The sequence below is a fragment of the Paenibacillus sp. FSL K6-1122 genome (genome assembly GCF_037977015.1).
Taxonomy (GTDB): Bacteria; Bacillota; Bacilli; order Paenibacillales; family Paenibacillaceae; genus Paenibacillus; species Paenibacillus amylolyticus.
Genome location: NZ_CP150272.1, coordinates 5142761 through 5163094, shown reverse-complemented (window position 1 = coordinate 5163094; position 20334 = coordinate 5142761). Strand labels below are relative to the sequence as shown.

21 protein-coding genes are annotated in these 20334 nt (G+C 44.6%); 13 read left to right on the top strand and 8 right to left on the bottom strand.

What is annotated here, in order from left to right; genetic code table 11:
* The first annotated feature begins 192 nt into the window (after positions 1 to 192).
* From NSQ20_RS23175 to NSQ20_RS23160, 4 genes are all read left to right on the top strand, one after another.
* A complete protein-coding gene (locus tag NSQ20_RS23175; RefSeq protein WP_340030956.1) occupies positions 193 to 1125 on the top strand; it encodes an alpha/beta hydrolase-fold protein in 933 nt (310 codons plus the stop codon).
* Positions 1126 to 1214: 89 nt separating this feature from the next.
* Complete coding sequence (locus tag NSQ20_RS23170) at positions 1215 to 1514, top strand: hypothetical protein (RefSeq protein WP_340030955.1); 300 nt, start codon at positions 1215 to 1217, stop codon at positions 1512 to 1514.
* 130 nt (positions 1515 to 1644) lie between these two features.
* Positions 1645 to 2343: an RNA polymerase sporulation sigma factor SigK gene (gene sigK, locus NSQ20_RS23165; RefSeq protein ID WP_017687130.1), complete on the top strand. Its 699-nt coding sequence runs from the start codon at positions 1645 to 1647 to the stop codon at positions 2341 to 2343.
* 863 nt (positions 2344 to 3206) lie between these two features.
* Positions 3207 to 4568, top strand: coding sequence for an amino acid permease (locus NSQ20_RS23160; RefSeq protein ID WP_127545010.1), 1362 nt, complete (start codon positions 3207 to 3209; stop codon positions 4566 to 4568).
* A 53-nt stretch (positions 4569 to 4621) separates the two neighbouring features.
* On the opposite strand, the gene NSQ20_RS23155 is transcribed toward NSQ20_RS23160, so the two are convergent.
* Positions 4622 to 5806, bottom strand: a complete 1185-nt coding sequence (locus NSQ20_RS23155) for a serine hydrolase domain-containing protein (RefSeq protein ID WP_253502225.1) — start codon at positions 5804 to 5806, stop codon at positions 4622 to 4624.
* Between the two features lie 170 nt (positions 5807 to 5976).
* Between NSQ20_RS23155 and NSQ20_RS23150 the strand changes: the two genes are divergently transcribed.
* On the top strand, positions 5977 to 6429 hold the full coding sequence (locus NSQ20_RS23150; protein WP_017687134.1) for an Lrp/AsnC family transcriptional regulator: 453 nt from the start codon (positions 5977 to 5979) through the stop codon (positions 6427 to 6429).
* Positions 6430 to 6531: 102 nt separating this feature from the next.
* Here NSQ20_RS23150 and NSQ20_RS23145 read toward each other — a convergent pair whose 3' ends face one another.
* The 4 genes from NSQ20_RS23145 to NSQ20_RS23130 all read right to left on the bottom strand — a co-directional run bounded on the left by NSQ20_RS23145 (position 6532) and on the right by NSQ20_RS23130 (position 10385).
* Positions 6532 to 7737, bottom strand: a complete 1206-nt coding sequence (locus NSQ20_RS23145; protein WP_340030954.1) for an MFS transporter — start codon at positions 7735 to 7737, stop codon at positions 6532 to 6534.
* Positions 7738 to 7862: 125 nt separating this feature from the next.
* Positions 7863 to 8726 (bottom strand): alpha/beta fold hydrolase, encoded by an 864-nt coding sequence (locus tag NSQ20_RS23140; RefSeq protein ID WP_338706659.1) that lies wholly within the window; start codon positions 8724 to 8726, stop codon positions 7863 to 7865.
* A gap of 56 nt (positions 8727 to 8782) precedes the next feature.
* Positions 8783 to 9229: a MarR family transcriptional regulator gene (locus tag NSQ20_RS23135; protein WP_340030953.1), complete on the bottom strand. Its 447-nt coding sequence runs from the start codon at positions 9227 to 9229 to the stop codon at positions 8783 to 8785.
* Between the two features lie 91 nt (positions 9230 to 9320).
* Positions 9321 to 10385, bottom strand: a complete 1065-nt coding sequence (locus NSQ20_RS23130; RefSeq protein WP_340030952.1) for an ABC transporter substrate-binding protein — start codon at positions 10383 to 10385, stop codon at positions 9321 to 9323.
* 166 nt (positions 10386 to 10551) lie between these two features.
* On the opposite strand from NSQ20_RS23130, the gene NSQ20_RS23125 reads away from it, so the two are divergent.
* Together NSQ20_RS23125 and NSQ20_RS23120 are read left to right on the top strand one after the other, a co-directional pair.
* On the top strand, positions 10552 to 11628 hold the full coding sequence (locus NSQ20_RS23125; RefSeq protein ID WP_340033052.1) for an iron ABC transporter permease: 1077 nt from the start codon (positions 10552 to 10554) through the stop codon (positions 11626 to 11628).
* Between the two features lie 2 nt (positions 11629 to 11630).
* On the top strand, positions 11631 to 12398 hold the full coding sequence (locus NSQ20_RS23120; protein WP_315937241.1) for an ABC transporter ATP-binding protein: 768 nt from the start codon (positions 11631 to 11633) through the stop codon (positions 12396 to 12398).
* 145 nt (positions 12399 to 12543) lie between these two features.
* Here NSQ20_RS23120 and NSQ20_RS23115 read toward each other — a convergent pair whose 3' ends face one another.
* A complete protein-coding gene (locus NSQ20_RS23115) occupies positions 12544 to 13176 on the bottom strand; it encodes a DUF421 domain-containing protein (RefSeq protein ID WP_338706654.1) in 633 nt (210 codons plus the stop codon).
* Between the two features lie 154 nt (positions 13177 to 13330).
* Here NSQ20_RS23115 and NSQ20_RS23110 point away from each other — a divergent pair, with 154 nt between their 5' ends.
* The 5 genes from NSQ20_RS23110 to NSQ20_RS23090 all read left to right on the top strand — a co-directional run bounded on the left by NSQ20_RS23110 (position 13331) and on the right by NSQ20_RS23090 (position 17796).
* Positions 13331 to 13984 carry a ribonuclease H family protein gene (locus NSQ20_RS23110; protein ID WP_340030950.1) on the top strand — a complete coding sequence of 218 codons (654 nt, stop codon included), beginning with the start codon at positions 13331 to 13333 and terminating at the stop codon, positions 13982 to 13984.
* Positions 13985 to 14316: 332 nt separating this feature from the next.
* The gene (locus tag NSQ20_RS23105; RefSeq protein ID WP_340030949.1) at positions 14317 to 15189 is read left to right on the top strand and encodes an alpha/beta hydrolase; all 873 of its coding nucleotides are present in this window, start codon (positions 14317 to 14319) and stop codon (positions 15187 to 15189) included.
* A gap of 296 nt (positions 15190 to 15485) precedes the next feature.
* Positions 15486 to 16475, top strand: coding sequence for a serine/threonine-protein kinase (locus NSQ20_RS23100; RefSeq protein WP_340028797.1), 990 nt, complete (start codon positions 15486 to 15488; stop codon positions 16473 to 16475).
* A 309-nt stretch (positions 16476 to 16784) separates the two neighbouring features.
* The gene (gene imm48, locus NSQ20_RS23095; protein ID WP_340030947.1) at positions 16785 to 17225 is read left to right on the top strand and encodes an Imm48 family immunity protein; all 441 of its coding nucleotides are present in this window, start codon (positions 16785 to 16787) and stop codon (positions 17223 to 17225) included.
* A gap of 31 nt (positions 17226 to 17256) precedes the next feature.
* Positions 17257 to 17796 (top strand): RNA 2'-phosphotransferase, encoded by a 540-nt coding sequence (locus tag NSQ20_RS23090; RefSeq protein WP_315937217.1) that lies wholly within the window; start codon positions 17257 to 17259, stop codon positions 17794 to 17796.
* A gap of 189 nt (positions 17797 to 17985) precedes the next feature.
* On the opposite strand, the gene NSQ20_RS23085 is transcribed toward NSQ20_RS23090, so the two are convergent.
* Together NSQ20_RS23085 and NSQ20_RS23080 are read right to left on the bottom strand one after the other, a co-directional pair.
* Positions 17986 to 18843 (bottom strand): SDR family oxidoreductase, encoded by an 858-nt coding sequence (locus NSQ20_RS23085; protein WP_340030944.1) that lies wholly within the window; start codon positions 18841 to 18843, stop codon positions 17986 to 17988.
* Between the two features lie 111 nt (positions 18844 to 18954).
* Positions 18955 to 19380, bottom strand: coding sequence for an Rrf2 family transcriptional regulator (locus NSQ20_RS23080; RefSeq protein ID WP_036668516.1), 426 nt, complete (start codon positions 19378 to 19380; stop codon positions 18955 to 18957).
* A gap of 423 nt (positions 19381 to 19803) precedes the next feature.
* Between NSQ20_RS23080 and NSQ20_RS23075 the strand changes: the two genes are divergently transcribed.
* The gene (locus NSQ20_RS23075) at positions 19804 to 20280 is read left to right on the top strand and encodes a DUF6790 family protein (RefSeq protein WP_026080959.1); all 477 of its coding nucleotides are present in this window, start codon (positions 19804 to 19806) and stop codon (positions 20278 to 20280) included.
* The last annotated feature ends 54 nt before the right edge of the window (positions 20281 to 20334 follow it).

Below are 20334 nucleotides of genomic sequence, written 5' to 3'. Positions count from 1 at the left end.
TACATGTTTCAGTGTTTTTCTGAAGGGAAGGGAGGTGATCTAACCTGTTTATTGTAAGGGCTTTCAATTTTGGGTTGAGAGGAAGCTTGCTTCACCGCGTTAGAAAAAGTTGAACTTCAGCATCAAGCGTAATCCAGTGAAACTTCGAGAAACGCATACTTAAGTTTGACAAAATTGAGAGGAGAAATTGAGATGAAAAAACGTATTACAATCCTTTTAAGTCTTTCGATGATCGTTGCCATGATTGCCCCAACAATGGCTTTTGCTACGGATTCCAGCGAGGTTGGTGCTCAGAACACAGCGTATGAATCTATGAATGTATCCGGCAATGACGCTAACAATGCTCTGGCTAACACTCCGGTGGTGCCGGCACCACCGGGTTATGATGGCTATCGAAACAATATTCCGCACGGAAATACCAATCTGATATCCTATTACTCCACAACGGTAGGCAATACACGGAAAGCGACGGTGTATACACCGCCAGGATATTCTCCGAATAAAAAGTATAACGTCCTGTATCTCCTGCACGGCATCGGCGGAGATGAGTATGAGTGGGTTAATGCAATGAAACCAAAGAACATTCTGGACAACCTGTATTCGGAAGGTAAGCTGTCCCAGATGATCGTTGTTATGCCAAATGGCCGTGGCATGAAGGACGATCGTCCAGTCGGTGACATTTTTGCTCCGGACAAAGTGGCAGCGTTTGAACGGTTTGAGCAAGACCTGATCAAGGATCTGATTCCTCATATCGAGGCCAATTATCCGGTGTACAAAGACAAGAATAGTCGTGCGCTAGCCGGACTGTCCATGGGTGGTGGGCAGTCGCTTAACTTCGGATTGAAAAATCTGAATACCTTCGCTTGGGTAGGGGCCTTCTCGGCTGCACCGAATACTCAATCTGTATCGCAGCTGGTTTCCAACCCGGGACAAGTCGCTAGCCAACTCAAATTGTTGTGGATCTCCTGTGGATCGAGTGATGGTCTGTTATGGGTCAGCCAGAATTTCAAAAATGGCTTGAGCAGCATGAACATTCCGCATACCTTTTATCTGGATGTAGGTGGACACGAACCATCTGTCTGGAACAGCGGCCTGTATCAGTTCTCACAACGAATCTTCAAGTGATTAACCGGTATTCCTAGAAAATTTAATGGGATTCATATTGGATATGCCGCAGCCTCAGTTCTGTTTCCTACAGAGCTGGGGTTTTTGTTATGAATCAAGTCATCGGAAAGGAGCACATGGGTATTTTTAATTTTGGAGATGGGGTTAATGAGAGTGTAAGTATTGGTTTAATTTATTACATAGGTACTGTTATGAAGGAGAGGGATCTGATGTTTTATTACAAAGGTGCATTCCGGGAAACGGACAATGTGATCTATTTTAAAAGCGATGTTTCATTAGCCCAGAATGATGTTGTCCTATTTGGTGAAAAGAAGTATTTTATCGAAAGTGTGGAAAAAGAATTTCTCCTGCTTCAGCGGGTGGGCTCCATTGTTTCTGTGAGTCTGTGAAATCTTCGCAAGATCATCCCCTTTTTCAAGTGTACGTGCACTTCTGGGCCTCTGCCTACATACAATAGATCGACCCTGTTCCCACATGTGCTCAGGCCAGATCGTTGTAAAACTGCAGGAGGTGTCATCTGTGCCCGGATTGTTTACCGCAATTGCTCTATTCATTAAAGAGTTAACGTTACTCGTCTCGTATGTCAAAAATAATGCGTTCCCCCAGCCACTGGCTGAGGGTGATGAAGCCAAACATTTGCGCCTTATGGCTGAAGGCAATGCTCACTCTCGCAATCTGCTCATTGAACACAATCTGCGCCTCGTCGCGCATATCGTCAAGAAGTTCGACAATACGGGTGAAGATCAGGAAGACCTGATTTCCATCGGAACCATTGGTTTGATCAAAGCCATCGAAAGTTTTCAACAAGGCAAAGGCACGAAGCTTGCCACATTTGCGGCGAGATGTATTGAAAACGAGATACTTATGCATCTGCGTTCTCTGAAGAAAACACGCAAAGATGTATCCCTGCACGACCCTATCGGTACGGACAAAGAAGGCAATGAAATTACATTAATCGATATCCTTGGCACAGAAGCTGATGATGTTGTAGATCGGGTACAGCTCAAGATTGAAAAAAGCAAAATTTATCGCAATCTAGATATCCTGGATGACCGGGAGAAGGAAGTTGTAATCGGTCGATTTGGCCTGGAAGCAGGCGGGGAGGAACGAACTCAACGCGAAATTGCGAAGGAACTGGGCATCTCACGTTCTTATGTATCACGGATTGAGAAGCGAGCGTTAATGAAGCTGTACCACGAGTTTTATAAGCAAAAGTAGTTGTTGGATAGATAGCGCTTTTCGTTAAAAAGATGGTGCTTTCTGAACCTTCCGCATTTGTAGGGAGATGCATTAAGATCGAAAATTTGATACACTGCGCTCTCTGAAAATGGCACGGACAAAGAGGGCAATGAAATTACACTAATTGATATCCTCAAAACAGATTGGAAAAGAAAAAGGAATAGATTAACAGACCAGAGGGCGCCTTTATCGGGAGCCCTTTTTACTGTGAAGATACTTAAAACTGGATCTAAATAGTATTAATTATTTGGGATTATGACCTAAATAAAGGAATTTCCATTCCCGTTGAAGAATATCTTGTACACAGACCAATTTAATATATAAGGAGTACATCATAATGAAGCAGCTTTTTCAGAAGATTCCACTGTGGTTTTTGTTAATCTGGATTGTAGGATTTATGATGATCGTGTTCAACTCGTTTCAATCAAACTCGGGTACCATTAACTTGCTTGCATTATTCATAATTAATGTTGCTAATGCTATTCGAATTTGGAAAAACGAACGTTCATTAGCGATTACCTTTTTAGTTGTTGCCGCTCTATGCTTGACTTTTATTTTAAAATACTTCTATAGATATGTATTATCAGCATAACTTGGCATGAGAATAACAAAGGAATGTACATAGGCTGATAATAGTATGGATCGGATGTAACTTAAGATTGATAAAAGCCCAGGGCATGAAATAGGAGCATATGAAGTGGTCACCTCTTACAAAGGTGGCCTCTTTGCTGTGCAAAAAAATATATAAAAGAGGGATATGTATTCTGGGCAGATTATTATATGATGAGTAATAATATTTTGCATCGTAGAGAGCATTTGCAGAAAGAGAGTGGTGGTTGATCATGCAGCAAGAAACGTTAACAAGGGGATTAAAGAACAGGCATGTGCAGTTGATGGCGATCGGAGGTGCGATCGGTACAGGTCTGTTTCTCGGAGCAGGCAAAACGATTCAGCTAACTGGGCCATCTATCTTGCTGGCCTATATTATTACGGGTGTTGTATTGTTCCTGATCATGCGTGCATTGGGGGAGCTGCTGTTAAGCAACTTGCAGTATCATTCCTTTGTCGATTTTGTGCGTGATTACCTGGGAAATATGGCGGCATTTATTACAGGCTGGACCTATTGGTTCTGCTGGATCTCCATTGCCATGGCTGATATTACGGCCGTTGGATTGTATACACAGTTTTGGTTTCCGAATGTACCTCAGTGGATGCCAGGGTTAATAGCGTTAGTCATTTTATTAATCATGAACTTGGCAACGGTAAAGTTGTTTGGGGAGATGGAATTCTGGTTTGCCCTGATTAAAGTCGTGGCTATTCTGGCACTCATTATTGTTGGTTTATATATGATCTTCAAAGGTTTTACGACGGATCAGGGTCCAGCAAGCTTCACCAATCTGTGGAGTCATGGGGGATGGTTTCCGAATGGACTGCATGGGTTCATCATATCGTTCCAGATGGTGGTGTTCGCCTTTGTAGGCATGGAGCTGGTGGGACTCACAGCGGGGGAAACGGAGAACCCGGAGAAGGTTATTCCGAGAGCCATTAACCAGATTCCGATCCGGGTACTGCTCTTCTATGTTGGCGCACTGCTGATTATTATGAGTATTTATCCGTGGAACGCCATTGTGCCTACTGAAAGTCCGTTTGTACAAGTGTTTGCCGCTGTGGGTATTGCAGCCGCAGCCGGCATTGTGAACTTCGTGGTACTGACGTCCGCAGCTTCAGCGTGTAACAGTGCCATATTCAGTACAAGCCGTATGGTGTTCTCCATGGCAAAGGATCACAACGCACCCGAGTCATTTGCACGACTGAATAACAGGAAGGTTCCTTCCAACGCGCTGTTTTTCTCCACAATTGTTATTTTGATCGCGATTGTGCTGAACTATATCATGCCAGAAGGTGTATTTACGCTGATCACGAGCGTGTCGACCGTGTGTTTTATCTTTGTATGGGGCATCATGGTAATCTGTCATCTCAGATACCGCCGTACTCAGCCGGAACTGGCGAGTCGCAGCCGCTTCAAACTGCCACTATATCCGTTTTCGAACTACTTGATCCTGGCGTTTCTGGCATTTGTGTTGGTGGTATTGGCATTGGCCGAAGATACGCGTGTGGCACTGTTTGTCACGCCAGTGTGGTTTATTCTTGTTGCGGGGATCTACCTTTTTAAAAAGAAAAATTTGAGTAATAACAGACAGTAGCCTTACCATCGTTGCCAAATAGCCGCCCAATGATATTGGGCGGTTATTCGTATTTATATTCGTGTAGCCTCTTTGCCTTCACGAATGCCTGCGTAGATTGCACCACAGATATCGGTGGTATACTGGCCCGACATCCCTTCAAGTGCCGTGTTGGTGAATGCTACAACACTAAGTTCTTCTTTTGGATCAACAAACCAGGAATGACCGTAAGTTCCACCCATCCGCCACGTACCCGGGGATTCCGGTGTACCGGCTGCGACAGGATCTTTAAGTACGGTAAAACCAAGGCCAAACCCTCTGCCTGGCCAGTATGGCATCACGAGATCCCCGATTTGATTGGTGGACATCTCAGCCGCAACGGCTTCTGTAAGAAGAGGCTGTCCTCCTTGTCGCAATGCTTCAAGTAAAGTAAGAAAATCTCCGGTACTTCCAACTATACCCGCTCCGCCCGACAAGTAAGCAGAAGTACGATTCGCACGATTGGGTGACAGTCGGAAGCCAGCAGTACCCTCAATAAAAGGAATCAGCTCCAACTCCTGATGAAGAAGACGCGGTTCTTCAGAACCATTAGCATATGCGGCTGTTAATCGTTCCGAATCCACCGCAACAAAGTCAGTGTCGGTCATGTGGAGTGGATGAGTAACCAGCGTTTGGACAGCTTCTCGTAGTGACATCCCAGTTACCTTTTCGATAACGGCACCAAGTACATCTGTCGCAATGGAATATCTCCACATGTTGCCTGGCTCATACAGAAGAGGAGCAGAAGCCAGCCTCTGCAGATTCTCCTCCAGACTAATTTCAGACCAATCCATTCCATCCGATACTCCTGCGAGCTCATAGGTTCCCTGATCTTCTTGGAAGAAACGGTATGTCAAGCCTGCGGTGTGTGTCATCAACTGATGTACTGATATTAAAGCGTCCTGACCATTAGCAAGTTTGGGCCGGAATGCAGGAAGCCAGCGTGTCACCGGATCATGCACACTCAGCTTTCCTTGTGAGATTAATGCCAGAGCTGCTGTCGAGACAATAGGTTTGGTTACGGAAGCAAGTCGAAACAGAGCGTTTTCCGACATGCTGCGCTTTTGCTCCCTGTCCGCGAAACCAGCAGCCCGGCTGTATATCAGTTCCCCTCTTAAAGCAACTTGTACAACTGTTCCTACGATTCTTTTTTCGCTTAGAGCGCGGTCAATGGCTTCATCCACATAATTATGCAATGTCGTCATGTCTTTTTTACTCATACATATCTTCCTCTCACCAACTGATGTATTTGATTTCTCGTGATAACTGTGTTTATTATATAAATGATTGATCTTGTATTACATGGTTTGTTAAAGGCATTATAATGAATTGGCGAATATACTTAAGGTAATTTCTGAATATATCTTATGTATTTAAAGGAGTGGATCACATGGACGAAATAGATCAGCATATTCTGTATCACTTGGAGAATCAGGCGAGATTATCCATGACCGAACTAGGCAAATTGGTGGGGTTATCTCAGCCCGCTGTTACTGAACGAGTCAAACGAATGGAAGAAAAGGGAATCATCGAGGAATATCGAACCGTAATCTCCCCATCCAAATTGGGCAAGCAGAGCACAGCCTATGTTCTTTTTCGTACGCGGGATTGTTATCCTTTCCTGGATTTCTGTCGTGCGTCACCTGAAGTTGTGGAATGTTATCGGATAAGCGGAGAGTACAATTACTTGCTGAAAATCCTCACAGATACCATTCAGGGGCTCGAGGAGTTTCAGAACAAGTGTGATCCGTACGGTACTTACATGACTTTAATCACCATGTCTTCTCCAATTGCACATAAGAATCTCGTGGAAGGACCAAATCTGCTGGCACAGGCAGAATAAGATTACAGTCTATAAAACTTTGAAATGTAATGCAGAAGAGGAGTCCACATCAAGTGAACTCCTCTTTTGTCTTACGTGTAACTCATGAAAAATGCCTTCCTGTTAATTTGCTCTGGTAAATCCATATTTATAAGCACGCATAGCTACAAGCAACGCAGGAATAAGCAAGATAAACAGCGCCCCAGAAAGGTATCCTGCTCCAAATAGCTCAAGAAGGATGCCCCCGATGATGCCTCCTCCGCCAATCGCCAGATTCCATGCTGTAACCAGCATCGATTGGGCGACATCTGTACTTTTGCCTCCGGCTTGAGCAATGGCAGTTTGTAGTAGCGTGGCAGCCCCACCAAACGTAATTCCCCAGATCATGATGCCAAGGATAATAATCATAGGTTGATGAGTACCGATTCCCATCACGACAGACGCGAGAGCGAATGCTGCCAAGCTAATGATTACCAATCTCCTCAAAAATCGGTCAATGAGCATTCCGGTTAACCAAATTCCAACAATGGAAGTAAAACCGAAAATGAGCAAAATCAAGTCTACTCTGTTAGCAAATACGGTCTGGGCAAGGTAGGGAGAAATATAGGTATATAGAATGTTATGGGCAAGCATCCAGGCCAGAACAACAAACAGAATAGGCCTAACTCCCGGAATTAAAAACACCTTATGCAGCGGAAGACGTTCACCAGCTGGCTCTCCGGCAAAATCCGGCATTTTCCAGAGAACCCATACGATTAAAGCTACGGTTAGAAGAGATACCATCCCGAAGATGAGGCGCCAGCCGACATAAGAACTGAGAAAACTACCGATTGGAACACCCAGGGCTAATGCTACCGGTGTGCCGACCATAGCCACGGCCATGGCTTTACCTTTTAACGAATCCGGGACCATTCGACGAGCATAACCAGCTGTCATGCCCCATAACACACCCGCAGAGACTCCAGCCATGAAACGAGCAGCAAGTGTAAGGATGTAATCCGAAGATAAGGCGGTAACGGTGTTAAAGACAAGAAAACCACTAATGCATACTAACAGTAGAGGTCGGCGTCTCCATCCGCGTGTAGCAGTAGTCAAGGGAATGGCAGCAACAAGTGATCCAATGGCATAAAGAGTCACCAACTGTCCTGTGAGGGCTTCTGTGATCCCCAAGTCTTTTGCAATTTGCGGCAGCAGTCCCGCAGGCAGGCTTTCAGTGAGGATGCAAATAAATCCCGCCATGGCTAATGCAAGAAGCCCAGCCCACGGAAGGCGTTCTGAAGATATGGAAGGTAGCTCCCTTTGTTTTGGGAGGGGTGTGTTAATGGCCATGAATAAAAACCTCTTTTCTTATCGTTTAATCCTATCCAGAACTATGCATATAAGCTTATCTAAAAAAAATAAACTTTTGCATACAGGATTAAAGGTAAAAAGGAGGTATTAACATGGTATTTATTTTATTTTGTGAGTTTTTCCGTTAATTCAAAGGGGAATTGTCTGTTCACCCATTCAAGGATGATATCGACAGGTTCCTTGTACCGTTGGCCTACCAGTAAACCTGTATGGGTCGTATCCCACAGTCCGGCATATTCAGCATCCAGCTGTTGGGCAGTTAATTTGCCTCTCTGATCTTCGTCTTCACAGGAAACAGCCTTAATCACCAAGCTGGGGCAATGGATCAGGTCGCCATTAATGGATACACCGCCATCTGCTCCAAACATCACGGAAAATGTGCTAAATGCCTTCGCAGACTCCATCTGAAGATATTTACGCTGAAAAGCAATGTCTTCTGCCGTCTCATCTATACTGGTTAGTTCATCACGGACAGGTGCAGGCATGATAATTCCAGGTGTGATACGATTACTTTCCGGGTAGGGGATTAGCTCATGCACTTCCTTGCTCAGACTGGCGTCGATCACAACCAGGCCTGCCAGAGTAACGGTTTCTGCAATCTTTTGACTGAGAATTCCACCCATGCTAAAGCCAATGAGGACGGGAGGCTCGTTGAACTCGGCTAACACTTCACGAATATCCTCTAAATAATCGTCAAACGTAATCTTTGTCATATCCATGACCCGACTCTTGTAGTGACTTCTCAGGTTCATGACATAACAGGTCCAACCGTGCTTGACAAAGTGGGGGATATATTTGCTCCACATCCAGCTGCCTGTGTATGCACCGTGAACGAACAGCAGTGGGGGCTTCTGGGTCGTTGTTTTTTCGTCATGAGGCGGGGTTCCTGCGAATATCTCCAAGTGTAAATCATGTTCTCCGATCTTCTTTACCTCATGTTCCGGTAAAAATTGAGTGTAGTCCGTCATACCAAAAAACTCCTCTGAAATATTAGTTTGATATCAAACTATTTCTCCGAAAAAAATTAGAAGTTGCTATGGATTTTCATTAAAATTCGTAGCAGTTCTTTTTTCTCAGCTTCCGTAACGTCCGCATAGAACGCGTCCAGCATGCGCTGAGATATCTCTTCAAAAACAGGCTTTAATTGTTCGCCTTTTGCAGTCAAAGCCACATGAACAACTCGTGAATCTGTTGCATCACGCTCCTTGAGGACGTATCCTGTCCGCACCAATTTGTCCACAAGTGCAGTCACCGTGGATTTATCCTTGCCAATTTTTTTGGCGATTTCAGCCATGGTCATCCTGTGATTGTTGTACAGGGCATAGATGATATCCCCATGGGACGTGGCGAGATCCTGGATTCCCTGCTCAGCCATCTCAGTAAGGATGAAACGGTTGACCTTCTCTTTAATTTTGGATATGAGTGAAATAGCGTCTCTTGTTTTCATACGTGTAATATAGTTTGTTATCAAACTAATGTCAAGCTTTGATCCGTGATTTCTTGCACGCCCAATATAGCAAAAGAGCAGTGAGAATTTCTTCTCCTGCTCTTCGCTCAAGTCACTACTTGATTGGATTAGCCTTCATTTCCTGTCCCATTTTCTCAATGCCATCCAGAATTTGATATCCATAACCCCAGAACTGGCTGAAATCTGTGACATAGATCTGTTTGTTCTTGATTGCGTTCATACTTTGCAGGGCAGGGTTGGCATACAGATTCTGAATCAGCTTGTCGATATCCGGTGAACCGGCATACGCGGACAAGAGCAGGTAGTCCGGGTTCGCTGTGATCAGTTGCTCTACACTAACTTCACCTTGCACACCATCAAACGTATTTTTCAGCTTCAACAGGCTAAATGCATCAAGCTGATACGTATCGTTCTGCATGCTGCTTACCGTAATGGTGTCTTCTGTAGCGGGTACGATATAAGCAAAAGTATGATCAGGCTGATCGGCTACACTTGCCTTAATGGCTTCAACACGACTCTTCAGACTTTCCGTGAATGTTGCGGCATTATCTTGAACGTCGAAGATCTTTCCAAGTTGTGCAATATCGCTATAGAGGCTATCTAGTGAGCCTTTGTGATTCGTCGTTTGCAGAAACGTGCGGATATTCATGTCATTCAATCCATCGACGGTACCCACACCCCAGTCTGCATCAGCGAACAGGTCGCCCCGTCCGAGAACCAGATCCGGGCTTGCACCTACAACCAGCTCTTTACCTACATAATCCTTGGACAATACCGGAATTTGGGCAAAATCATCAGCCACATCCGGTGTAACGGAACCGTATAGAGCAGCGACACCGACCATTTTATCGGTCAGACCTAATTTGATGAGCATCTCAGCCGCAGATTGGGTATTCGCAACAACACGTTCAGGTGCTTTATCGAATACTTGCACTTTGGGTTTCCACTCGCCGCCCTCACCCGAGATCGTGAAATTCTCAATGGTGAGCGGGTACGTCGTTTTATTTGTATTCTCAGCAGGAGCTGAAGTTTCTGTCGTGTTAGTTGTTGAAGTCGTCTCTTCGGCAGGGGAAGAAGTTGATGCATTCGAACAGGCTGCAAGCAGCAGTAACAGGAGACTTAGAGCAGCAAAGCCAATGGTTCTGGATGTGAATTTCATTAAATGATGAACCCCTTTTCTATGTGTTTTAAATTGACAAAGATAATCATTCTCAATTATAATCCGAGAAAACACATTGTAAATAGCTAAATTTAATTTGTTCTACATTTTACGCGAATTGATGGGGGAAGAGATGGCACAGACGGTTCAGGTTCAGACACAGCGTATGGGGAAAAGAGAGTCTCTGATTCATAGTAAATCCGGGTTTGCTTTACTGATTGCAGCTTTAATCATGGTTACGCTTATATCCGTAGGTATTGCAGTTTCCATTGGACAGGTTCGTATCCCGCTGGCGGAGTCATATCGTATTCTTTTATACAAATTAACGGGATTTCAGTGGGGGACAACACCGATTGAGACAGGTTCCTTTACCGATATCATTTGGCAGATTCGTTTCCCGCGTGTGCTGATGGCGATGTTTATCGGTGCAGGCTTGGCCTTGTGCGGTGCTGTTATGCAGGCTGCTGTGCAGAATCCGCTCGCTGATCCTTACATACTGGGTATATCCTCAGGCGCTTCACTTGGAGCAACCTTTGCAATTCTTATTGGATTCGGTGCGATTGGGTGGCTTGGTCAGACGGGGGTGGCTTTCTGGGCCTTTGCCGGTGCGATGGGTGCGTCCTTACTGGTCCTGACTTTGGCAGGGATTCGGGGGAAAATGACGTCGGTCAAGCTGGTGCTTGCCGGAATGGTGATTAACGCGTTATGCAGCGCTTTTTCGAACTTTATTATTTATTTTGCCAACAATGCTGAAGGCATCAAAACGGTGACGTTCTGGACCATGGGCAGCCTGGCGGCTTCCGGATGGAACAAGCTTCCACTCGTGGGTATCGTCGTGCTGGTGGCGATTCTATTTTTCCTTTTACAGTCCAGAGTTCTTAATACGATGTTATTGGGGGATGAAGCAGCCGTTACACTGGGCATTAATCTGAGTGTGTACCGCAGGGTGTACATGCTGTTAACCGCTTTGGTGACAGGCGTTATGGTGGCGAGCTGTGGCATGATTGGTTTTGTCGGCCTCATTATTCCGCATATCGTCAGAGGTCTCGTGGGTTCCGACCATCGTAAAGTGATGCCTGTATCCGTGCTGTTTGGAGCCATTTTCCTCATCTGGACGGATGTTATTGCACGATCCCTCATATCCAGCGTGGAGTTGCCAATCGGGATTATTACGGCCATGATTGGCGCACCAATGTTTATGTATATGCTGGTCAAAAAAGGCTACGGTTTTGGAGGAAATTAAAGATGAAGCTGAACGTAGAAAATGTATCCATCTCTGTGCTGAACACGGACATCATCAAGGATATTTCATTACAGGTGAACGGCAAACAGTTCGTTGGACTGATCGGACCCAATGGTTGTGGCAAGTCAACACTGCTCAAGAGCATTTATAAAGTGATCAAACCGCAGCAAGGTAAGGTTTTTCTGGACAATACCGATATTCTCAAATCCAGTCCAAAGCTTGTTTCCAGACACATGGGCGTTGTTGGCCAGTTTAATGAATTGAGTTTTGATTTTACAGTACGCGAGATGGTCATGATGGGCCGTACCCCACACAAAAAACTGCTGGAGACGGATAATGAACGGGATCACGAAATCGTCGAGCAGGCTTTGGAAAAAGTACATCTGACTGGACATGCAGACCGCAATTACGTGTCTTTGTCTGGTGGGGAAAAACAGCGTGTCGTCTTGGCGCGTGTCTTGGCACAGCAACCCCAATTCCTGATCCTGGACGAGCCAACGAACCATTTGGACATCAAATACCAGCTTCAGATTCTAAATATTGTCCGTGGACTCGGCATTGGCATATTGGCAGCGCTGCATGATCTCGAACTCGCCGCAGAATATTGCGATTATCTCTATGTGGTGAAAAAGGGCCAGATTGTGGTACATGGTAAACCGGCAGATATTCTGACTCGCGAGATGATTGGTGAGGTATTTGATGTCGATTGTGAAATCTATACAAATCCAGTTACGGGTGGCCTGGGTATTGCATACTTGAGTACACGTTGATTGGGGCTATATCTTTGTTTGGATGACCTGGAGCAATCTTTCGAAATAATCAATTGAAATGAACATAGACCGTACCTGTTGGAGCGATGTTGTTGTTGATTGCTCGCAGGGCCGGTCTTTAATTTTTAGGTGGGGGAGGGATTAACTATTGAAGCTTAGGATCAACGGGATGAGCATGAGCACCTTTGCTGACTTCTTGAAAAATATCGGAGGAATTATCGCTATGCGTTGAAGACTTGTTGCTGTTGTCTTGTTGGGGGTGTTCTCCCGTTGCTGGACTACTACCTGTAATCGCATAACTTCGTAGGATCTCTTCCAGATCTCCAATCGTCACGGGACGAGCATGTCGTTTCAGGACATAACCGAGTTGACCATTGGGTTCCACCGTCGCCGTCTCCAGATCGTCTACACTTGTAATTCCGTGCTGTCGCATATGCATCTCAAGCTGATCCATCGTATAACGCATGCGTTTCAGATTCGGGATAATGACCTTTCCGTCCTCTACCACGATTTTGGAACTGCCACTCATTAACCGTTCAAAAATATTAAATTTCAATTGCAGTTGTTCCACTACAAGCAATGTCAAAATGAAGACTGATGCTGATCCAATCGCTTTGCCAAGCTCATGATTTGCGATGGGCTGTACAATCGTTGTTCCGATGGAGATCATGATGACCGTTGTGGCGACACTCATCTGTGAGATCGACTTACGTCCTGCAATTCGCAGCAGAATCATGCCGATAAGTACAAGTAAAACAGATTTCCATATCCAGTCCATACGTATATTCCTTTCTATTCCAGTATGCGCTTTGTTTCTTAGACTGTTCTGGAGTTGGAGAAATTATGCAGATGGATAAATCCATAGCTTTCATTCCGCCCACCGGATCGTTTACAATAGGGTATTGATGAAGTGAACAAAGGAGCGGGTTACAGTGGCAAAACAGAAATACTATGTTGTCTGGGAAGGCAAGAAGCCGGGTGTGTATAACACATGGGCAGATTGCAAAGCGCAGACGGATCATTATACTGGAGCAAAATATAAATCCTATGAGTCCAAAACAGCCGCAGAAGAAGCGTATCGTGCTGGCTGGAAAGGGAACTGGGGTTCAAGTGCAGGCGGAGCGTCGAAGACAAAGTCGGCTGGTAGCGGAAGAAGTGCTGGCATGGAAACGTCAGAGGAAGTGGATTACGACAGCGTCTCTGTTGATGTGGGCACACGTGGTAACCCCGGACCTGTAGAATACAAAGGAGTAGACACCCGCACCGGTGAGGTTATTTTCTCCGTCGGACCGATCTCCAAAGGCACGAACAATCTGGGCGAATTTTTGGCCATTGTACATGCCCTTGCACATCTGAAAAAAGAAGGCAGTACCAAAACGGTGTATACCGACTCGGTCAATGCCATGAAATGGCTAAAGCAGAAAAAAGTAGCCACAACGTTGCCAAGAGACAACTCCACGGAAGAGATCTGGTTGATGATTGATCGTGCGGAGCAGTGGCTCCAGACGAATACGTACAACAATAAAGTGCTAAAATGGCAGACCAAGCAGTGGGGCGAAATCAAGGCAGATTACGGCCGGAAGTAGGTATTTATCCGTATCAATTTCATAATACCTTTCGCTGCTTCAATCAAGGCTAGATATAGATAAATGCGGTTTAATTTGTCTATATCTAGTTACAAAAATCCATTTTTAGTGAGTTATGAAATTGATTTTTCCAAAGGATGCCTCCTTAATTTCTGGTCTATTAGAATCGTTATTTACAATTTCCAGTTTCCGCTCTATAATCATCTGAATATGATTAGTTAAACATATGGAGGAGCCTGTCATCTGCAGGCCCTCTTTATCTTTTTGGTCCATTGATTAGCAAGTCCATTCAATAGAATGGGGTATTTGAGTATATATTGCAGGAGGCAGACATGAGTTCCATTTATAGAAGTGAAGAAGGCAAGAGCAGCATACTTGAAGAGTATGAGATTTATTTGAACGAGTTGGGTGAGGAATTTACTCGGGAGTATGTAGAGACGCGTTTTGGAAAGACACATGTTTTACTGACGGGTCCTCTAGATGGCAAGCCGTTATTTATTCTCCAAGGCGGTAATTGTGTGAATCCGATGACGTTGTCCTGGTTCTCTTCTTTATTTAAAGAATACCGGATTATTGCTCCTGATACGATTGGTCATCCTGGTTATAGTGAGGAAGCGAGTATCTCGACACGGTTTGATAGTTTGGCATTATGGGTATCGGATCTGCTGGATCACTATGATATCGAAAAGAGTGCATTTATCGGCCCATCGTTTGGAGGAGGCATTATTCTCAGACTGGCTACCTATATTCCGGAACGCATTTCGTGTGCTGTATTGGTTGCTCCTGCGGGTCTTGCGGTCAATTCCAAAATTAAAACAGCTCAGGATATCACGCTGCCACTCGTCAAGTATCGTATGACTTCTTCACCATCTTCTTTGCAAAAAATTACGGACAACATGTCGTGCAACTGCATGAAAGAAATGGATAAAAACATTATCGGCAAACTTTTTAAATACGTCAGCATAGATCAGGATCTGCCCAAGCTTACGGAGCGGGAAGAACTGGTGAATTATACGTCACCAACCTTGTTATTGGTAGGAGAGAAGGATGTCTTTTTCCCAGCGGATAAGTGTATTGAGCGAGCTCAAAAGATTATTACGAATGTAGAAGCCATCAAGTATGATACAGGACATTTTCCTTCACAGGACGTATTGGTTCAGATGAACGAGGAAATCGGGCGTTTTTTACAGAATAATTATAAATAAAAGCTGTAAATGAAGGATGAGAAATGTTATTCTCCAGTTTAATAAAGTAATTACATCCATCTGTCGATACTCTATATAAGAGAATGCTTTTCTTCTATAGAGTAGTGTGGATAGGGATTAGCAGTATATCGCAGAAGGCTTGATATCATTAATATTTAAATATTTCGCGTTAAGGTGTTTCAAATTGCATCATTTGGTTTATATGTATAGTTGGCGATGAATTGCTGACTGGTTAAACCAAGTGATGCATTTACGCGGAAAGTCTTCCGATCGACAAGGTTGAAAAGAGGTCTGTTATGAGAAAAGACAATTGCAAAATGGCATTGCAGCGCAATGTGATTATAAATGATACATATCAGGTAAGACAGGTATTAGCCAGCAGTGAGTTGGCTATTGTATATGCAGGGCGAGATCGTAACACAGGTGCAAAAGTAGCCATTAAGGAATTTTTCCCACAGAGAATGGCTGAACGGCAGGCAGACAAGCGAGGGGTGTTCTGCTCTTCACGAGGATACGGTGGGCAATATCAGGAGTTACTGGCTGCATTTCTGCTCGAAGGTGAACTATTATCGAAACTGGATCATCCCCATATTGTATCGTATATGGATCATTTTGAAGCAAATGGTACGGGGTATCTGGTTATGGAATACTGCACGGGAATCACATTGACCGAGTATTTGAATGAACATAATCATGCTCTTGATGCTGCTTTCATAACGGAGACGCTGCTTCCACTGGTGGATACATTGGATTACATACATAAGCAAGGCATTCTTCACCGGGATGTGAAACCTTCCAACATTATGGTTATGGAGGATGGTACACCCAAACTTCTGGACTTTGGCTCAGCTACCCGTTGGCCTATGCAATCCGGAGAGAAACAGGTGATATTTACATCGGCAGGTTATTCTCCGCTGGAGTTTTATTCGGAGAAATCTAGTCAAGGACCGATGTCGGACATCTATAGTTTGGCAGCTCTGCTCCATTATTGGACATGTGGGCAACCCCCTATGGACGTGAAACAGCGGTTGTTCCAGGATGAATTGCCATCTGTTCGCTCACATAATGAGTATGTGAATCCTTGGCTCGCTCGTGTTATTCATTGGGGGTTGACGGTTCGTTCTGAGAAACGCTGTGCTTCCTTAGCTTGGGTCAGAAGCTCGCTGCGAGTTCAAGCCTGGGTATGGAAAGTGCGCAAGCCAGGTACAGTGGAATGGTCTTTAGCCGAGAATCAACATACGCAGGTCTATGAAGTGGAGTCGAAAAAGCAACATGAGATGGCTTGAGTTATAACACCTCTTTTATAAAATGGTATGCTAGATGAGCATATTCGTACAATAAATTAAACCAAGTCGACTTATAAAAGAGGAGATTTGGTTTTTTTGTTATTTATTATGTTATAGGGAATCGGATGTAATTGAATGACGTTATATTTTATAGAGTTCGTCTCGAAGTTAGCCAGACGATAAATCATGCCGTGATTAGCAGCTCCACCTATAGATAGAATTTGAAACGAACACCCCAACTCCGATACAATGTTCTCATAGAGTCTGAGAGAATGGATCAAATACGGTGCAGAAATGGAGAAAACCAATATGACTAATTTTATCAACGCTGACGATATTAATGACGTAATTCTGGCTGCGGCAGCAAACGAGTTGGAGCAGATGGTGGACAAAATGTGTGAGCTGATTGGCACGCCTTTGGAACAGACAACAGAACTGGAGCGTCAGGTCATGGCTGCTTTTGGTTTTGGCGCGGTGTATGGCATCACTCATCGGGATCAGCTGGCGGAGCCGCAGGCCCATGCCTTGAGCATTCGGATGTTGATTAAACCATTTAATTACAGTGAGCAGCAGGCGGTTGATTTTGCCGATGATCTGATTCGGGTGGCTTCTGATCGTGAGGTTCATCCGGTGATGAATACGATTATCCAACGTGGGATTGATGGACACCGCCAATTCAATCAGGAAGACGATGAAGGATTGGAACGTAACATTCAGGAGATTTTAACCGCGGTTCAATCGCAAAAATAGACGGTTTTATTAGATGTGGGAGATGATTGCATTGGATCTGATGAAATTAAGCAAGGAACTCTCATACGCTCTGCGACATGCACCATGGGAGTATGAGCTGGAACTGGACGAAGAGGGTTGGGTGGAAATCTCGCAATTGCTGGTGGCTTTACATGAAAGTCCGCAGTGGAAGGAAGTCACGCAAGCCGATCTGGAGCAGATGATTCAAACCTCGGAGAAAAAGAGACATGAAATCCGTTCTGGCCGCATTCGGGCATTGTATGGACATTCGACACCCCATAAGATATCGAAGATATCTGCTGAGCCACCGGAAACCCTGTACCATGGGACCCCGGCACGCGCAGTGCATTCTATTATGGAACATGGCTTACAGCCGCGGCAAAGGCAATATGTACATCTGTCCGCAGACATCGATACAGCCAATCAGGTGGGACGAAGACGGGATGATCAGCCTGTCATTTTGAAAATCAATGCTGCTCAAGCGGCCACAGACGGAATCCTTTTTTATCATGGAAACGAAAATATCTGGCTGGCCGATCACATTCCTGCACGTTATATTCTTGAGCAGTGACTGGTGAGCAATGAGTGATGAACTGTTGTGGAAAGCATAAATACCTATCTCGAATTGCAACAGTCGCAATGAATGGATTGAATGTGCAGTCTTCCGTTCAAGTTGTATACCGTTGTATTGATCGTTAGCTACACAAAAAAAGGGACGCATCCAACACTTGTTGGTGTGTCCCTTTCTCATATCCAAAACTTACTTGCCTACAATTGCTTTAATACCTTCGCTAAGTGGCTGAGCCGGACGGCCAAGCAATTTCTCTAAAGTATCACTCTCTACAGCCAATGCGCCTTCACGGATGGCACTTTGCATATCAACAAGCATCGATACGACAAAGTCCGGTAGACCTGCACCTTTCATGATGTCAGCGTAAGCGGCATCGTCCACGTTTTGCACGTTGATTTCCTGCCCAAGCACTTCACCAACAATGGCAGCCAGTTCAGCTTGCGTGCGTAGTTTGCCGGACAATTCATACACGGTATTCTCGTGCCCTTCACCTGCAAGTACAGCTGCTGCAGCATGGGCGTAGTCATTGCGGGTAGCCCAGCCTACTTGGCTGTCATTGGTGGCATGAACCCAAGGTGCACCTTGCGTAGCTGCTTGCACACTGCCTGCTTCATTTTCCAGGTACCAGTTGTTGCGCAGGAAGGAATACGGTATGCCGGATTCACGAATAGCTTTTTCTGTAGCGCGGTGAACTTCCGCCAGGGAAAGGGTGTTTTTCTCTGCATTCACAACGCTTGTATAAGCGATGAATCCCACACCTGCGTTCTTGGCAGCGTCAATGGCAGCCTGATGTTGGCGAATACGCGTTTCATTGTCACCATCAGTCGAGATAAGCAACAGACGGTCTACACCAGCAAAAGCTTTCTCCAACGTCTCCGGTTGATCGAAATCACCGTGACGAACGTCAACGCCTTGAGTGCGGAGTGCTTCCGCTTTCTCTGGATTACGTACACTTACTGCCACATCCTTGGCAGAATTGTTTTTTAACAATGCCTCTACAACCAGTGAACCCAATTGACCTGTTGCGCCAGTAACCAAAATTTTCATTTTCTTTTCCTCCTAGGATATGTGTTTTGTTTGCATATGGATGTAATCAAAATTGTTATAACAGGTGTGATTACAACGAAAGGGTTAAAAAAAGCTCATAATGAGCTTTTTTTATTCAGAGACGTGAATCTGATCCATCATCTGCTGTATGGTTACACGATTCAAGCGCTGTTCCATGGCTGTCTGAGCCTCAATGAGTTCGGCACGCAAGGTGTGTTCAATCATGTTGCCGACCGGACATTTCGGATTCGGATGTTTGTGAAAGTTAAACAATTCCCCATCCTCCACGACCTCAAGCGCTCGATATACATCAAGAAGGGTAATGTCGGCTGGATCTTTCAACAAGGAAGCACCACCCACACCGGGTCTGACGTCAATCAGTCCAGCCTGTTTAAGCTTGGACATAATCCGCCGAATAATCACGGGATTTGTATTCACACTCTGCGCGATCACATCTCCGGTGCATTCATTGGGCATAACAGCGATCAGGGACAGGGTATGAACCGCAATGGAAAAGCGACTGCTGATTTGTCTCATGGGATAATCACCACCGTTGTAACTATAATAGTTACAAAGAGATCGGATGTCAATTCCTTTATATTATATTTTAATGGATAGTTGCTGTTGTTCTGTAATCGTAGATGATCAAACAGATGATAATTGAACTATCAGCTATGTCAAATAAATGAGTTGTGGTTCTTTTGAAGCGTTAAAAAAGAAGTAGGTTTCAAACCTTTTAATGTAATAATAGGTCTAAATTCCTATTATTTTCAAGTTAAATGGAACTATATGGTTTTCTTGTTTGCGTACAGAAGAAGAAAAATGACAAAAGCTTCGACAAACTAGAAAATTATGTATGAATTGACAAATGTAAAAGCGATTATATAATGTGTTTAACTACAAGATTGTACATTTAGTTACAAATGATTCCAAATAACAAACGGCGGGAGTGGGACAGGCATGTGGTTTTTGGTTCTATGGTTGTTAGGTCTAATTTCAGGGGGAGTACACCTATATGTGTTAGGTTTTCCCGGAGAAATGAGCGAGATTAGCAGAGTATTGTTGCTTCATCAGTTTGTGGTTACGTTTGGATTGGTTGGAGTGATTGGTTATGTTGTCAACATTGCCAGAGCGGATCAGACAGCCAAAATGTTAGGATGGCCTGGTGGACCATTTCAGGTTAAATACGGTTTTTCCCAGGTAGGGCTTGGAGTTATGGGGATTATGGCCATCTGGTTCCAAGGAAACTTTTGGGTTGGTGTATTGGTAACGATGTACATATACGGATTAAGTGGTCTTTGGTCTCATACTTATGTCATGATTAAAAATCGCAAGGCAGATGGAGACAGTATCGGGAATCTCATTATGGATGTGGTGTATCAAACGTTTATCACGGTTCTCTCCGTATTGGCTGGTGGAATCTGGGTAATGCACTAAGCTGTAACTTATTTTTTGCCTTACACAGCTTGAATCTCAATTAAACGATGAGGT

Coding starts and splice junctions, on each gene's coding strand:
- NSQ20_RS23175 (WP_340030956.1), top strand. CDS start 193: ATGAAAAAACGTATTACAATCCTTTTAAGTCTTTCGATGATCGTTGCC.
- NSQ20_RS23170 (WP_340030955.1), top strand. CDS start 1,215: ATGAATCAAGTCATCGGAAAGGAGCACATGGGTATTTTTAATTTTGGA.
- NSQ20_RS23160 (WP_127545010.1), top strand. CDS start 3,207: ATGCAGCAAGAAACGTTAACAAGGGGATTAAAGAACAGGCATGTGCAG.
- NSQ20_RS23155 (WP_253502225.1), bottom strand. CDS start 5,806: ATGAGTAAAAAAGACATGACGACATTGCATAATTATGTGGATGAAGCC.
- NSQ20_RS23150 (WP_017687134.1), top strand. CDS start 5,977: ATGGACGAAATAGATCAGCATATTCTGTATCACTTGGAGAATCAGGCG.
- NSQ20_RS23145 (WP_340030954.1), bottom strand. CDS start 7,737: ATGGCCATTAACACACCCCTCCCAAAACAAAGGGAGCTACCTTCCATA.
- NSQ20_RS23140 (WP_338706659.1), bottom strand. CDS start 8,726: ATGACGGACTACACTCAATTTTTACCGGAACATGAGGTAAAGAAGATC.
- NSQ20_RS23130 (WP_340030952.1), bottom strand. CDS start 10,385: ATGAAATTCACATCCAGAACCATTGGCTTTGCTGCTCTAAGTCTCCTG.
- NSQ20_RS23125 (WP_340033052.1), top strand. CDS start 10,552: ATGGGGAAAAGAGAGTCTCTGATTCATAGTAAATCCGGGTTTGCTTTA.
- NSQ20_RS23120 (WP_315937241.1), top strand. CDS start 11,631: ATGAAGCTGAACGTAGAAAATGTATCCATCTCTGTGCTGAACACGGAC.
- NSQ20_RS23115 (WP_338706654.1), bottom strand. CDS start 13,176: ATGGACTGGATATGGAAATCTGTTTTACTTGTACTTATCGGCATGATT.
- NSQ20_RS23105 (WP_340030949.1), top strand. CDS start 14,317: ATGAGTTCCATTTATAGAAGTGAAGAAGGCAAGAGCAGCATACTTGAA.
- NSQ20_RS23100 (WP_340028797.1), top strand. CDS start 15,486: ATGAGAAAAGACAATTGCAAAATGGCATTGCAGCGCAATGTGATTATA.
- imm48 (WP_340030947.1), top strand. CDS start 16,785: ATGACTAATTTTATCAACGCTGACGATATTAATGACGTAATTCTGGCT.
- NSQ20_RS23085 (WP_340030944.1), bottom strand. CDS start 18,843: ATGAAAATTTTGGTTACTGGCGCAACAGGTCAATTGGGTTCACTGGTT.
- NSQ20_RS23080 (WP_036668516.1), bottom strand. CDS start 19,380: ATGAGACAAATCAGCAGTCGCTTTTCCATTGCGGTTCATACCCTGTCC.
- NSQ20_RS23075 (WP_026080959.1), top strand. CDS start 19,804: ATGTGGTTTTTGGTTCTATGGTTGTTAGGTCTAATTTCAGGGGGAGTA.